The sequence below is a fragment of the Marinobacter sp. ATCH36 genome (assembly GCF_023555055.1).
Taxonomy (GTDB): Bacteria; Pseudomonadota; Gammaproteobacteria; order Pseudomonadales; family Oleiphilaceae; genus Marinobacter.
The window spans coordinates 311,247-326,021 of record NZ_JAMJPL010000001.1 but is presented as its reverse complement, the minus strand read 5'-3'; the positions used below and the strand labels follow the sequence as shown (position 1 = coordinate 326,021).

15 protein-coding genes are annotated in these 14,775 nt (G+C 57.1%); 11 read left to right on the top strand and 4 right to left on the bottom strand.

Annotation, left to right across the window (positions count from 1 at the left end; genetic code table 11):
- Positions 1-436 precede the first annotated feature (436 nt).
- On the top strand, positions 437-1,264 hold the full coding sequence (locus tag M8010_RS01420; RefSeq protein ID WP_250087100.1) for a DUF547 domain-containing protein: 828 nt from the start codon (positions 437-439) through the stop codon (positions 1,262-1,264).
- Between the two features lie 69 nt (positions 1,265-1,333).
- Here the strand turns inward: M8010_RS01420 and M8010_RS01415 are convergent, their stop codons facing one another.
- Positions 1,334-1,492, bottom strand: a complete 159-nt coding sequence (locus tag M8010_RS01415; protein ID WP_250087098.1) for a hypothetical protein — start codon at positions 1,490-1,492, stop codon at positions 1,334-1,336.
- A 230-nt stretch (positions 1,493-1,722) separates the two neighbouring features.
- Between M8010_RS01415 and M8010_RS01410 the strand changes: the two genes are divergently transcribed.
- Genes M8010_RS01410 through M8010_RS01395 form a run of 4 tightly spaced genes read left to right on the top strand, consistent with a single transcriptional unit; the run spans position 1,723 to position 4,866 of the window.
- On the top strand, positions 1,723-2,679 hold the full coding sequence (locus tag M8010_RS01410; RefSeq protein ID WP_250087096.1) for a sulfurtransferase: 957 nt from the start codon (positions 1,723-1,725) through the stop codon (positions 2,677-2,679).
- Between the two features lie 17 nt (positions 2,680-2,696).
- A complete protein-coding gene (locus M8010_RS01405) occupies positions 2,697-3,911 on the top strand; it encodes a YeeE/YedE family protein (RefSeq protein WP_250087094.1) in 1,215 nt (404 codons plus the stop codon).
- 14 nt (positions 3,912-3,925) lie between these two features.
- Positions 3,926-4,120 carry a hypothetical protein gene (locus M8010_RS01400; protein ID WP_250087092.1) on the top strand — a complete coding sequence of 65 codons (195 nt, stop codon included), beginning with the start codon at positions 3,926-3,928 and terminating at the stop codon, positions 4,118-4,120.
- A 47-nt stretch (positions 4,121-4,167) separates the two neighbouring features.
- Entirely contained in the window at positions 4,168-4,866 is a 699-nt protein-coding gene (locus tag M8010_RS01395; protein ID WP_250087090.1) for an SDR family NAD(P)-dependent oxidoreductase, read from the top strand.
- Between the two features lie 119 nt (positions 4,867-4,985).
- Here M8010_RS01395 and M8010_RS01390 read toward each other — a convergent pair whose 3' ends face one another.
- Positions 4,986-6,209 (bottom strand): ADP-ribosylglycohydrolase family protein, encoded by a 1,224-nt coding sequence (locus tag M8010_RS01390; protein WP_250087088.1) that lies wholly within the window; start codon positions 6,207-6,209, stop codon positions 4,986-4,988.
- A gap of 51 nt (positions 6,210-6,260) precedes the next feature.
- Positions 6,261-7,847, bottom strand: a complete 1,587-nt coding sequence (locus M8010_RS01385; protein WP_250087086.1) for an FMN-binding glutamate synthase family protein — start codon at positions 7,845-7,847, stop codon at positions 6,261-6,263.
- A gap of 199 nt (positions 7,848-8,046) precedes the next feature.
- Here M8010_RS01385 and M8010_RS01380 point away from each other — a divergent pair, with 199 nt between their 5' ends.
- Both M8010_RS01380 and M8010_RS01375 read left to right on the top strand, forming a co-directional pair.
- On the top strand, positions 8,047-8,229 hold the full coding sequence (locus M8010_RS01380; protein ID WP_250087084.1) for a hypothetical protein: 183 nt from the start codon (positions 8,047-8,049) through the stop codon (positions 8,227-8,229).
- Positions 8,216-8,557, top strand: coding sequence for a hypothetical protein (locus tag M8010_RS01375; protein ID WP_250087082.1), 342 nt, complete (start codon positions 8,216-8,218; stop codon positions 8,555-8,557). Before M8010_RS01380 ends, M8010_RS01375 begins: the two co-directional genes overlap by 14 nt.
- A gap of 195 nt (positions 8,558-8,752) precedes the next feature.
- Here M8010_RS01375 and M8010_RS01370 read toward each other — a convergent pair whose 3' ends face one another.
- Positions 8,753-8,890, bottom strand: coding sequence for a hypothetical protein (locus M8010_RS01370; protein WP_250087080.1), 138 nt, complete (start codon positions 8,888-8,890; stop codon positions 8,753-8,755).
- Positions 8,891-8,988: 98 nt separating this feature from the next.
- Between M8010_RS01370 and M8010_RS01365 the strand changes: the two genes are divergently transcribed.
- From M8010_RS01365 to M8010_RS01350, 4 genes are all read left to right on the top strand, one after another.
- Positions 8,989-11,007, top strand: a complete 2,019-nt coding sequence (locus M8010_RS01365; RefSeq protein WP_250087079.1) for an oleate hydratase — start codon at positions 8,989-8,991, stop codon at positions 11,005-11,007.
- 243 nt (positions 11,008-11,250) lie between these two features.
- Positions 11,251-13,677, top strand: coding sequence for an amylase (locus M8010_RS01360; RefSeq protein ID WP_250087077.1), 2,427 nt, complete (start codon positions 11,251-11,253; stop codon positions 13,675-13,677).
- 61 nt (positions 13,678-13,738) lie between these two features.
- Entirely contained in the window at positions 13,739-14,023 is a 285-nt protein-coding gene (locus tag M8010_RS01355) for a hypothetical protein (RefSeq protein ID WP_250087076.1), read from the top strand.
- Positions 14,024-14,167: 144 nt separating this feature from the next.
- A complete protein-coding gene (locus M8010_RS01350; RefSeq protein WP_250087074.1) occupies positions 14,168-14,731 on the top strand; it encodes a DinB family protein in 564 nt (187 codons plus the stop codon).
- Positions 14,732-14,775 lie beyond the last annotated feature (44 nt).

Below are 14,775 nucleotides of genomic sequence, written 5' to 3'. Positions count from 1 at the left end.
GTTAGCCAGTTGACCCTCTGTTGCCTTTCTCCAGGCTGTGGACACAACTCGGATTATTTCCGCATTTTATGTCTTCAGCGCTCACGCCCTCGGCGTGTGCGGTTACACCAATGGTGAAGGCGAACAGGGCACCTACTAAGGCCAGAATTTTCATGGTTGTATCCTCCGTTTTTGCTGAGTTCCATCCACTGACTTCGCCGTTCGGCATAAACTCACAGGATGGTGTTCACAACATGGACACCCAAATCCGGAAAGCGTTACAGGAGGGCTGTAGGATATGATCAGGCTCGCTTTTCCCTGCTTATCCTTTTCTTCCTGGAAATGCTGCAATGAATTTTTCCTGTAACAGAACCCTTTTGAGTTGGTCTGAAGAGCCGATCACTAAACCCTTATCAAATCGACCGACTGGAGAGGAATGATGCGAGGTTATACATTTTTGTCCTTGATTGTGTTGCTGGCACTGCTTCCGGGCAGGGCTCTCTCTGATGCCAATAGCGATAATTTCCAGCACTTCCAGAAACTTCTTGATCAGCACCTGATTGAAAAATCACTGCCGGGAAACGCGCTGCTTTCCGCCTTTGACTATCGCTCTGCGCTGGCCGGAGATAGCCTGGATCAGACTCTGAAAGAGCAGCGAGAAACTCTGAAGGCGTTTGACCCCTCGAATCTGCAAGGACAGGCGGAATCCGTTGCCTTCTGGATCAACGCCTACAACTTCTTCATGCTCGACCAGATTCTGACTGAACGACCAGGTGGCGAACTGGTGTCATCCGTATGGGATTACGGTGGCCGTATCAATCCGTTCGTTGACAGCGTTTTTGAACGGAAGAAATTCGATATCGGCGGGCAGGACTACAGCCTCAGTCAGATGGAAAAGGAAATCCTGCTGGGCAGTGATTACGCGGATAAAGGCTGGAAAGACGCCCGGATTCACTTTGCTGTGAATTGTGCATCGGTTGGCTGTCCACCGCTGCGGGATGTTGTCTATGACGCTGATAACCTTGAAGACTTGCTGGCCGAGAATACACGACGGGCCTTCAACACAGATCGCCACCTGAAGGTGGAAGGCGATACGCTCTACGTGACCGAATTGTTCAAATGGTATGAAGAGGATTTCGAAGAGGCCGCCGGTTCGGGAAAGGCATTCATCAAGAAATGGGCGGATTCGTCCATAGCAGGGCGAGTTGCTGATACCTCGACGATGAAGTTCATTGATTACGACTGGGACCTGAACAGGCCGGCTAATTTTTCAGAATTCCGTTAACCCCTACCCATTAATATTACCCACAAAAAAGCCGCTATTCTCCGGAACAGCGGCTTCTTAGTGTTCTGATCATTTCGCAGGTGCTTTTACCTCCGTAACCTTCTCCACGGTTTTATCCGGATAGCTTCGCGCTTCGTTGATACGGTCGGCCTGGCCATTCATGGCCAGTGCGGTGCTGGCGGAGAATGACAGTGCCATGGCAGCGAATATCAGGGTCAGCTTTTTCATAGTATTTACCTCGTTTTCATGGGGACATGCGGGGCATTCCGGGAATCGGTTATGCCGCGCTTACGAGTTATAGACACCCGATTGACGCCCGCCGTTACAGGGTTTCATCGGGATTTGTAGGAAAAATCAGAGATTTATATATAAGAAAACAGCATAAAAACACGGCTATGCATTCTGTTCTATTGGTTTCATAATGATCGTTCAAAAATGAATTGCACAGGAGAAGTGTCATGAGTCGTTTACTGGCCATTGTTCTGGTCTTTGCCAGTTCGCTGGCATTGGCTGAAGGTGACACAACACCGCCTCTAGTGGATGCCGGTTGGTTGAATGCCAATCTTGGCCGGGATGATCTGGTGGTACTGGATGTACGTTCCGCTATCGATAATGGCGGTGATCGCAGCAGTTTCCAGGAAGCCCATATCCCCGGGGCCATATACAGTAGCTACACTGGGGATGGCTGGCGCGAGACCCGCGACGGTGTCGCCGGGCTTCTGCCGCCAGTAGCCAGCCTGGAGCGCCTGATTGGCGGGCTGGGGATCGGCAATGACGATACCGTGGTCGTCGTACCGGCGGGTACCGGCGCTACGGATTTTGGCAGCGCGGCCAGGGTTTACTGGACCTTTCGCGTACTTGGCCATGATGACGTCACCATTCTCAATGGCGGCTTTGCCGGCTGGACGGCCGGTGGGCATGAGATTTCCAGTGGTGAAGACGATCAGCGTGCTGTTACCGAATTCGAGGGCAGTCTTCAGCAGCACCTGATCGCTTCCCTGGAGGAAGTCGAAGCGGCACGTGGCACCCAGGCCCAGTTGGTGGATGCACGCCCATCGGATTATTTCCGGGGTGAAAATCAGTCTCCCGCAGCCAGGGCGCCGGGCACGATTCCGGATGCGCGAAGCCTGCCTCATCTGGATTTTCTGGGTGAACGTGACCAGGCCTGGTATCTCAATCAGGACAGCATCACCGCGCGGGTAAACCAGGCCGAACTGAACCCCGGAACCCGCACGATCGCCTTCTGCAATACCGGCCACTGGGCGGCTACAGACTGGTTTGTATTGAGCGAGCTGGCCGGGTTTGAAGAAGTTGCGCTTTACGATGGTTCCATGGCGGAGTGGTCCCAGGACAGCGACCGCCCCCTGCAGGTCGCGAAGAAAGGCCTTGCCAAACTTCTGGACCTGTTTAACTGATAGCGAGTGAGCACGTGATGGCTGATTCCGCAGTCTTTCGGCCCGGGCTCCAGCAGCCCGGCTGGCAAGTGGATCGATTTATTGTATCAACCGCCCTGGTGGGCCTTGCCCTCCTGGGCGGGCTTATCTGGCTGGAAACCGCCCCTTTCATGGTGGCGCTGTTTGTGATCGGCACTGTACTTGGCATGGCGCTGTATCACGGTGCGTTCGGTTTTACCGCTGGCTGGCGGAATCTGGTTGTTAAAAAGAGGGGTGCCGGTATGCGTGCCCAGTTACTGCTGTTCGGGGTAACGTCGCTGATCATGGTGCCAATGCTCCACAGCGGCCAGGCCGGCCTGGTGGGAGCGGTTGCACCGGTGGGGACATCCCTGGTCGTGGGCTCGTTCCTCTTTGGACTGGGCATGCAACTGGGTGGCGGATGTGGCTCCGGCACCCTGTTTACCCTGGGCGCCGGCAATATCCGTATGGCGGTGACGCTGGTGTTTTTCATTGCCGGCGCGGTGCTTGGATCCATCCATTTGCCCTGGTGGCTGGATCAGCCGGGGTTTGATCCGGTGCCGCTGGTGAACACCTTCGGCGTCAGCGGGGCCATTCTGGTTCAGTTTGTCGGCCTGGGGCTGATTGCCTGGTGGGTCAACCGCATTGAGCGAAATGCCCATGGCAATGTTGAAAAGGGCGAACTGCTCTGGAAAGGTCAGGCGCATGGTGTTTTCAGGACGCTGCTGAGTGGCCGCTGGCCCTTCACCTGGGCCATCCTGATTCTGGCCGCCGGTAACGCCCTTACCCTGGCCATCGGCGGCGCGCCATGGAGCATTACTTTTGCGTTTAATGTCTGGGGTGCCAAAGCGCTGGAAGTGGTGGGCGTGAACATGTCCCAGTTTGAATTCTGGACCTGGGACTACCCGGCCATGGCTCTGAAGGATTCAGTGCTCACCAACATCCCCTCGGTAATGAACTTCGGGCTTCTGCTCGGTGCCATGCTAGCGGCAGGGCTGGCCAACCGTTTCAACGAAGCCAGCCGCAATCGGCCGGAGGGCCGTCAGTTCCTGGCTGCCGTAGTCGGTGGCCTGCTGCTGGGATACGGTGCAAGGCTGGGCTTTGGTTGCAACATCGGAGCGCTGTTTTCCGGCATTGCTTCTGCCAGCCTGCACGCCTGGGTATGGTTCGCCTGCGCCTTCGTGGGTTCACTGATCGGCATCCGCTTGCGGCCCTGGTTTCGGCTGCCAAACTGATGGGGAAGGATTCAATGGAGCGAGCCTACAGCCGCACCCGTATTCTGGTGATATTGGGGATTATTCTCGTGCTGATTATGGCGGACCACCTGCGCAGTCCCACCTTTGCGTTCAATTCCGGGCACGGTAACGTGGAGACCGCATTGAATCAGCGGGATGAAACGACCTGTGCGCCCTGTGGGGCACCTTGTCCGTCGACACGGGACTGATCAGATTCCGACAAACTGGCCGGTGCGACCGGCGGGAGAGACTTTTTATGAACAAGGTATGCGTTGTTATGGGTGTGGGGCCAGGCAATGGCGAGGCCTTCGTACGACGATTCTGCGACGAGGGCTTTCAGGTGGCCATGCTGGCTCGCAGCGAAGATTACCTGAACCAGCTGGAGCAATCGGTTGCCGGTGCCCATGCCTTTGCCTGTGACATGATGGAGCCAGAACAGATCACTGCGGTGCTGTCGTCAATCGAGAGCAAGCTTGGACCGGTATCGGTGATGCTCTATAACGCCGGCGGTGGTGTCTTCAAGAACGTGGAAGACGCCAGCCTGGAGGACTTTGAGGCCAACTGGCGCATCAATGTGCAGGGATTGGTGGCGGCCACCAAAGCGGCGCTGCCACAACTGCGACAGCATGACACCGCCCGCATCGTGGTGACCAGCGCATCCGCCGCCACCCGGGGGCGAGCCAACACTGCGCCCTTCGCTTCCGCAAAAGCCGCCCAGCGCAGTCTCGCCCAGTCTCTGGCGCGTCAGCTTGGCCCGGAAAAAATCCATGTCGCCAATGTTGTCATCGATGGCGTGGTGGACCTACCCCGCACCCGCGAGTGGCTGGCGGACAAACCCGACGATTTCTTCGTGAAACCGGCCGCTGTGGCAGATGCGGTCTGGAACCTCTGCCAGCAGGACCCGTCCGCCTGGACATTCGAGTTGGATATACGTCCGTTCGGGGAAAACTGGTAACGGCGCTGGCGTTCGGCACCGTTTACTGGCGCAATGCCTTGGCTGTATCGCTCGAACCAGCGGCGCAGATACTTTTCAGTGTAAAAAACCGTACCAGACCCGCGCCCCAAAGGCCATTTTCAATGTGCCGGGCAACCGGATTGTTCACGGTTCTGCTCCTTCGGTGCCCATGTGCGATTCACCAGTGATTCAATATCCGCGAGGATAGCGGGCGCACCCGTAACCCGGGCCAGCCAGCTCAGGGGGATGCCGTACTCCCCGCCAACGCCGTAAACAGCCGCCATGGCTGGGCCGATGATCCAGGCACGGCCACAGGAATCGCCCCCGCACCGTATATTGGCGCGAACGGCTTCGGTAAAGCTTCTGGCATGGCTCAGGATATGAAAAATCACTGGCATGGCCTCGTGGAGGTAGCAGGTACGGCCAAAGGTGTCGCCAGCGCCTGGCGCATCCAGACCGGCACCGAGCCGGGCTTTGTTGAGATTTCTCGAATCGGGTGCTTCGGGGATGGCAGCGTCCAGGGCTGCTGACATGGGCTCGCCCCGGAACAGGTGATCCAGAAGCCGGGCAGCACAGCGGGCCCATGCCACGGCTTCATCATTGTGATTAGTCACCCGGACAGCCGCTTCCGTGACTTCCATCAGGGTTTCGCTACCACAGTAGGCGGCCACCAGCGGCGGCAGTTTAGAGACTGCCGGGAGCTGCATGTCATCGGCGCCACTTTCCAGTAGTAACTGACGATCAATGGTTTCTGCCAGGTGAACGCCTGCTCGCTGTATCTCCGGCTCTTGATAGGTAAGGCTGATGGCCCGGGTGACCGGTTCGGCCAGTTGGTCGCCACTCAGACGCCGGGTATAAGGCAGAACTTTCTGGACCAGGATGCGTTTCTGCTTATCGGTCAGTTCGGTTGTAGTGGTCGTTTGAGCCTCTTCAATCGCGTTCTGCTCAATACTGTGCAGATTGGCAAGAGTGAGACGGGTCGGGTTATCAATGTAACCCTGCCATTGACCACCTGGGCCAAAGAAAGCGCGAAAACACCGCTGATAATCGCGGATATCCAGGGTGCCTTCACAGGCCAGCAGACTGTCGGCCAGTACGCCAGTAGCTGCGCCATAGTGGCTGATATCACCAGACTGTTTGCCTTCGTGCGCAAAGTACCCGAATCCACCTTTGTAATACTCGACTTTCGGAATCAGGAACTCCGGTGACTGGCCGCCTACTTCCAGAATGCGCGGGCTGTCATAGAGCCAGTGCAGGCCCAGGCTTGCAGCGTCGGCGACCCAACCGCCGGCAAGGGCGGCGATCATTGCGGGTTTCCGGTCGTTGGGTACAATGCTCGTCATTGGAAATCCTTGTTGGTCAGCCTCAGAATTCGAAATTGGTAAACCACGTTTTTAGCGCCAACTGTACGCGGTTGCCTGGTGCCAGTCACTGGCCCAGGAGTCTGGGGCGCAGTCCGTATGCAAAAGACACCCCTCATCGATACAGGAATAAAGCTGGGCATAGTTCAGGACACTGCCCTGACTGACTCGCCGCTGAATATCCGCAGGTTCCAGATCCTCCAATCGATCCTTACCCAGAATGCTGAGCAGTTCCGCCAGGGATTCCATAGAGGAATGATGATAGTTCGCAACCCGCACGCCCTTGTCGGTAACATCCAGCTGTTTGTAGCGGGCGGGGTTCTGGGTGGTGATGCCGGTGGGGCACTTGTCTGTGTTGCAGCTGCGGGACTGGATGCAGCCCAGCGCCAGCATCATGCCGCGGGCTGAGTTCACGGTATCCGCCCCCAGAACCATCATTCGGAGCATGTGAAATGCCGAAAAGGCCTTGCCGGAGGCAATTATTCTGACCCTGTCGCGAACGCCGATGCCCCGCAGCGCATTGTGTACAAAATGCAGGCCGTCCCGCAGCGGCATGCCCACCGAGTTGGTCAGTTCTACCGGCGCGGCCCCGGTGCCGCCTTCACCACCATCCACGGTAATGAAATCCGGCAGTAGGCCGGTTTCCACCATGGCCTTGCAGACACCCAGGAATTCCCGTCGGTTGCCGGGGCACAACTTGAATCCCACCGGTTTGCCCCCCGACAGTGTTCGAAGTTCGGCGACAAATTGCAGCAGCCCAGCGGGGCTCGAGAAGGCCGAGTGCCCGGGTGGTGATAAAACGTCCTCCCCCATGGGTACCATGCGGATTCGGGCAATTTCTTCGGTAAGCTTGGCGGCTGGCAGCATGCCGCCATGCCCGGGCTTGGCACCCTGGGACAGTTTGATTTCGATCATCTTGACCACATCCCGGCCAGCCTGCTCTGCAAACAGACCCGGGTCGAAAACGCCCTCCGGCGTGCGGCAACCGAAATAGCCGGTTCCGATTTGCCAGATCAGGTCACCACCGTATTCAAGGTGCCACTCGCTGATCCCACCTTCGCCGGTGTTATGGGCAAAATTTCCGAGTTTTGCGCCGCGGTTAAGGGCCATCACGGCATTGCGGTTCAGGGCGCCGTAACTCATGGCGGAGATATTCAGCGGGGAGGCCTCGTAGGGTCTGGTACATCCCGGCCCACCAAAGGTGACCCGCAAATCAACCGGACGGCACGCCCTGGGAGCCATGGAGTGGTTCACCCATTCATAACCGTCGCGGTAGACATCGAAGATGGTGCCAAAGGCGCGGGTATCGTTATCTTTTTTGGCTCGTTGATAGACAAGACTGCGGAACTCCCGGTTGACCGGAGCACCATCGAGATCGGATTCCACGAAGTATTGTTGCAGCTCCCGCCGAACCGATTCGAACAGGTAACGGAAATGACCAATGATCGGATAGATCTTGAGTAATGTGTGCTTGTTCTGGATAAGATCATGAACCCCAAGGATAATCAAGGGCCCGACGATCAACCAGATCCAGTTAGAACCGGGCCAGATGATACCGGCGATAATCAGTACGGCGCTCAACGCCAGACTCGATAATATGAAAGTTTGACGGAAGACCATGGGGCGAATCCTGTTTTCCAGCGCTGATCGTTTGTTGTCTGTGTGGACAAAGGGACACACTTGGGAGGCCTTTGTTACAGAGCGCTATAGCGCGATGGCATTTGTACAGGAAAATCCGGTTGTAACGGATTGGTCGTGTGGGTGTTTATAGCGATGTAAATTCAAAAAGTTCAGATCACTTATTTAACAGGGAAATGCCATGACAAGATCCAGAGTCGAGTTTGCAAACATCCAGGGCCATAATCTTGCCGGCTTGCTGGAGTTGCCACGCGAAGGCAAGCCTCGTGCCATGGCTCTGTTGGCCCATTGTTTTACCTGTGGCAAGGACATTGCCGCCGCGTCCCGCATCGCGCGGGCTCTCGTCAAGCATGGCATCGGTTGAAGCGGTTGCCACCATTGGCGCACCGGCCACGGCCCAGCACGTGCGGCACCTGTTTGATGACAAGGCCGACGAGATCCAGGATGCGGGCGAAGCCGAGGTAACCCTTGCCGGGCGGAAGTTCCGCGTAAAGCAGCAGATGCTGGCGGATCTGGAGCAATGGAATACCCCGGATCATATCGGCAACCTGCGCAAGGCACTGGTCATTTTCCATTCCCCGGTGGATCAGATCGTGGATATAAGTGAAGCGGCCACCATCTTTCAGGCTGCCAGGCACCCGAAATTTTTATCTCCCTGGATAACGCCGATCACCTGCTTTCCAAGTCAATAGATGCTGAATATGTGGCGGAAATGCTGGTGGCTTGGTCGAGCCGGTATTTGTGAGTTTGTTCTGCTACCCGGGAATCTGGGCCGCCAGGGTCCGGGCGAGGAAGCAACCGTAGCCCACCCCCCATAATGACTCCCATGCCGCGCTTCGGCGATCCTGCCCCGCACATCGGTCAGTTTGTGCTCGGCCACGTCGTTGTCATCGTAGCGCCGGATACCGCCCAAAGGTTTCTGCGGAAGCGGTAGCAGTCGCCGCCGCTGGTAATAGCGGATGGGTGGCGGCTTCTTTTGCCAAGGCACCGATCGCAATCAGGGCCTCCATAGAAGTATCGAGCATGATTTCCAGCAGGCCAGATTGATGTGTGTCACGCGTAACCCGAGCTCATGAGGCCATACTAGGACGAATATTCGTCTCTCAGGAAAGGAGATCCTGGAATGGCCAGTTCAGATATCCCCAAAATACCATCTTCAAAACTACAAGCCCATGTCGACGCACTAGAGGCGCAGGGCGTCGGTGTAACTCCGGATGCCTCCTCACAGCATCTGCACAACGGGACCGATACGCCGCTTCCACCAGCGGATCTGCACGGTGCTTATGTCAATAATCGCCCGCTTCCCACCGAAGGCGTCGCTGACCGGCGTGCCTGGATTGTGGGAAGCGGTATCGCCGGTCTGTCCGCCGCTTTCTTTCTGATCCGCGACGGGCACATGCCAGCGGGCAATATCACCTTCCTGGAAGAGCAGGAAATCGAAGGTGGCTCCCTTGATGGTGCCGGCAACGCCGAAGATGGTTATATCGTGCGCGGTGGTCGGGAAATGGAGATGACCTATCAGAATTTCTGGGATGTGTTCTCGGAGATACCGGCCCTGGAGCTGCCAGAGCCCTTCACCGTGCTGGATGAATACCGGATCGTAAACGATGCCGACAAGAACTGGTCCAAGGCACGTCTGCTCGAGAAGCAGGGCCAGATCAAGGACTTTTCGACCATGGGGCTGACCAAACGGCAGCAACTGGAAGTGGTCAGGCTTTTGCTCGCACGCAAAGAGGACTTGGACGACATCACGGTAGAAGAGTGGTTCAGCGAAGGGTTTCTGACCAGCAACTTCTACACCTTCTGGCGCACTATGTTCGCCTTCCAGAACTGGCATTCCGTGCTTGAAATGAAACTCTATATGCATCGTTTCCTGCACCTGATGGACGGACTTAACGACATGACGTCGCTCGTTTTCCCCAAATACAATCAATACGACGCCTTTGTGCGTCCATTGATGGACTGGTTGAAGGATCAGGGCGTTAACATTCAGTACGATACCACTGTCGAGAACCTGGAGATGGGGACCTCTGATACCGCCAGAACTGTCACGGCGATCCAGTGCGATAGCAGCAGGGGTGACAAAACCATTAACATCGGCGGGCGCGATCTGGTGTTTGTCACCACCGGCTCGATGACCGAAGACACTGCCTACGGCGATGACGATACGGCGCCGAAACTGAAAGAAAACGAAGAGGCAGGCCCCGGTTCAGGCTGGCAGCTTTGGAAAAACCTGTCGCAGCAATCGGAAGTGTTTGGCCGGCCCGAGAAGTTCTGCGGCAACATAGCCGGGTCAACCTGGGAGTCCGTCACTCTGACCTGTAAGCCCTCCCCCCTGATGGACAAACTTAAAGAGCTGTCGGTCAACGACCCCTATTCCGGTTTCACGGCAACCGGTGGGATTATCACCTTTACCGATTCAGCCTGGCTGATGAGCTTCACCTGCAACCGCCAGCCCCACTTCCCCAACCAGCCTGATGACGTGCTTGTGCTCTGGACCTACGCGTTGTTGATGGACAAGCCCGGTGACTACGTGAAAAAAACCATGCCCGAATGCACCGGCAGGGAGGTGCTGACGGAAATGTGTTTTCACCTGGGTCTGATTGATCAGGTCGATGAGGTGATTGCCGCCACCAAAACCCGAGTTGCATTGATGCCCTACATCACGGCGCAATTCATGCCCCGCGCCAAAGGAGACCGGCCGTGGGTAGTGCCTGAAGGTTGTACCAACCTGGCGTTAATGGGGCAATTTGTGGAAACCCACAACGATGTGGTGTTCACCCTGGAAAGCTCGGTGCGCACAGCCCGGGTCGGGGTCTACAGCCTGCTTGGCATCAACAAGCAGGTGCCCGACATTTACCCGGGCCAGTACGATATCCGCCGACTGCTGAGGGCAACCCGCACCCTGAACAGCGACGAAGCGTTTCTGGGCGAAGGTTTTCTGCGTCGCGTTCTCGGTGGCACCTATTTCGAGCATATCCTGCCGCTGGGCCCCGATGAAAACGCTGAGGAGCTGAGCCGGCCAGGACTGTTCGAGCAGCAGGTTCAAGCTCTTCGTGGGCTTGTCGAAGACAATCACACGCTGGATGAAGCCAGGGACTGGGTTCAGGGTGTGTTGAGCAAGCTGCGCGGGCGTCGCTGACGCCAGGTGCTCGAAGCCGCCAGCCAGGCCCCTGAGCTGGCGGATCCATTACCTCATCAGAACCACCCCATTATAATTACTCCGCCATATCTCCCATTTGTAACAACTCCGGGTTCCGTGTGTCTTGCCTGTTAGTGGTAACTAATTGCCTTAGTTCTGTAACACCCGCTGATCTGGTGTGTCCATGCGGATGTGCAACAGAGAATAAAGACAGGTTCAGGGCGCAAGGGAGAACAGTTCGACATGACTCGACACTACTGGGTGGGCGGCAACCGCAGCTACGAGCAAGACCGCTTTTTCGAAGAATCACTGGATAAAGACCGTTGGCAGAAGGGCGACAGCCCGGACGCGTGGGATGCGTGCTGGTATACGGGTATGCCTGATCCGGAATTTTTCAGGCACATCGGGCCCGATCGCAGGATAAACCATATTCCGGGCAATAATGCCCTGACGGTCAAAAGCCGGCTCTACCAGAGCCTTTTGACGCTTCGTGATCGGGTGAGTCTTCAGGATAACGGATACACTGGTCTCGGTGACCGCCTGAAATTCTTCCCGCGAGTTTACTCCATGCCCGGGGACTATCATGCCTTCCAGCAGGAAGCACTGGATGAACCTTCCAAACGCTGGATCCTGAAGCCCAAGAATGCAGCCCGTGGCAAGGGCATCCAGTTGGTGAAAGACCCTGCCAATGTGCCGATGGATTCGTCCTGGATGGTGCAGGAGTACATTGAGAACCCTCATACCATGCACGGGCGCAAGTACGTTCTGCGGTTGTACGTGGCGGTCACATCGGTCGAACCTCTGCGGGTGTATCTGTATCGCCAGGGCTTTGCCAAGCTCGCCTCTGCCCCTTACGACGAAGAAAATGCAGACAACCCCTACAGTTACCTCACCAACCCGGATGTGAACGCGCTGAATCTCGATGCCGATGTACCTGTGGAGTTTGTGGATCTGGACCGCTACCGGGCCTGGCTGAGGGAACAGGGGCACGATGATGGCGCTCTGTTCGACAGGGTTGAGGATATAGTTGCCCTGACCTGCCTGTCTGCAGTTGAATCCATGCGGGAGCGCGCCAGAGCCATAGGGGCTGACACTCGCGGTTGTTATGAGCTGCTAGGGATCGACTGCCTGGTCGACGACAAGCTCAAACCCTGGGTTCTGGAATGCAATCTGAGCCCGTCCCTGGACGTCTGTGCCGGCCCGGAAAGCGGCGGTGATATCGAAGAGGGTGTCAAGGGCACGCTGGTGGCGGACCTGGTGAGCCTGGTGGGGCTCAATGGCAAGCCTGAACCCGTCCCTGGTGCATCTCCGGAGCAGCAGTTAATCCTGGAAACGGAGAACGAGCTGGCCCGGGCGGGTAACTTCAAACGGCTGTTGCCCTCGGAAAACCCCGCTGCCTATCTTCCCTTTTATACGCTGCCCCGCCTGGAAGACTGGGTTGTAGCCAAGGCCCTTGCAGGCGACGATTTATCCCAGCCAACCCTGCAGCGCCGGTGTGCCGAGGATATGATCAGTGATGATCGGGTGTATGTCTATGATACCCGGCTGGGCCATCTCAGCGTTCTGAACGAAATCGCCTCTCTGATCTGGCTGATGGCCACGGACGGCATTGCGCCGGACGACATCGCCGATGCCCTGACACAGTCAGCCAGGCAGAACGCTTCTGCAGAGCCCGACACCTGGACCATTCGTCGTGATGTCTGGAATTCGCTGGCGGAGTGGGCCAACAACGGTTTTCTGGTCCAGGCGAGCGCCGGTGACACCCCTGCCACGGAGCGTTCCTCTACACGGAATATTCCGCTCCCGCAGGTATCCGAGCCCTATTCATGCGTTCTCGAATGCGGCGGGTTCCATGTAGAGCTGTTTACCGACAGCCCGGCGGTAGTGAGCCGGATTGGAGCGTTATTACTTCCCCTTGAGTCGAAAAGCCGGCCAGGTACTCGTTCAAGGCTTGAGATCGTACGTGACATCCCAGGCTACACCCTGATCCTGGACGGCAAGGTAGTGCAATCACGGCTCGCCCTTTCCCGGCTGGCACCGGCGGTTGTGGGTTGCCTGACCGGCCACGCGGCAGACGAAGGCGACATCATCATTGACGCCGGTCTTGTTGCCCGGTCGGACGATCCGGAGAGCGCCGTGCTGGTAGCCAACAGCGATCCCGGACTTGGTGATGCGCCGGCGCTGGCGTTGGCCAGTCACATGGGCGCGAATTTTGGCCGGGCTCTGAGGATTCCGGCGGAGCCGGACACAGCCCTGTTTTCACTTGGCCTGCCTGCGCAGGTGCCCCACGCCAGGGCCGTCAATCTTGCACCCCCGGGCAGTTTTCCCGTGCATTCCGCCAAGGATGGTCATGAGGTCATGCTGCACCCTGCATCCCAGGGAATGGTCGGGCAGGCGTACCGGGTCAATACCGTGCTTATACCCGGCCAGTTATCTGCGCAACAGAAGGCGCCTCTTTGTGCTGTGTCGGTGAGTGAAGCCATGCGCTATCTCATCCCCGGCTGCTGTGGCCCTGACGGGCGCCCTTTGGATACAGCCGGATTTTCGCGGCTTGCCGAATGGCTTGAGACAGCAGATCGATACCTGGTCGACGCAGATAACCTTGATGGCGTTGTGGCGCAGTTGTCAGGTGTGGGCCGGCCAGAGGCAGACAGAGCATTCGGGCAGTAGCCTGAAGGTCCGGGCATGCATGCCCGGAGTTAACCAGAGAAATGGATAGGAGAGGAAAATCATGTCCAGAGATACTCAGAAAAGACAGTTGCTGAGAAAGCTCGCCAGGGGCATCACCTACACCGGGCCGATGCTGGCCATTGTAGTGGGTGCTTCAGCGTTCGGTACGGCCAGTGCGGCAGAGGTAACCGCAGAAAGCGAGTACATGATGCTTGCAGCTGGTGAGGCAGAAGCGGAAGCAGAAGGCGAGGCTAAAGGAGAAGCCGAGGGAGAGGCCAAGGGCGAAGCCGAGGGTGAAGGAGAAGGCGAAGGTGAGGGTGAAGCAGAGGGTGAGGCCGAAGGCTGAGCCGGAATCTGCGGCACCTGAAAAAGGTAGTGGCCCGGGCAGGGATGAACCGGATTTATCCGTAACCCTGGCGCCGGGCTCGACCTGCCGCTCCCTTGCTGCTTTCAGCGAACGAATCAACCCAGACGATACGGGTGAAGAAAAATGCCAAATTCAAGTTCCGGGTCTGTTAATTGTGAAGAGCTTATTGCCGAAAATGCCCACGCCATCAACCAGCTTGCAGAGCTGCTTGTAGTGATGCCGGGACTGCTGTATCGGCAAACGTTCGGAGCGAAAAAGCAGCACGTCATCGGCAAACATGTGCGCCATATCATCGACCACTATATGGCTCTTCTGAAGGCTGTTAACGGGCGATCCGCCGGGCCGCTCGACTATGAGAAGAGGCAGCGCGAAGAAAGCCTTGAGCAGGATAACCACGCTGCCTGTAACAGGCTTCTTGCCATCAACAATTCGCTGGCTCGTCTTGCTGATGTGCCTCAGAACACATCACTGACGATGGAGCATCTCAGTGATGACCAGCGGCGCACTGTCGCCACCAGCATCGACCGGGAACTGGTGTTCCTGGCCAGCCACACCGTTCACCACATGGCGATTATCGCGATGTTGGCGGAACAGGGCGGAGTTGAAGTCAGTGATGGGTTTGGCGTTCACCCTTCAACTTTGCGTCACCAGCAGAAGTTGCAAATGCAGATGGCAAGGACCGCGTGAGCCCGGGGTTCATGCAAGAAATCCAATAACCAATGATGATCGGA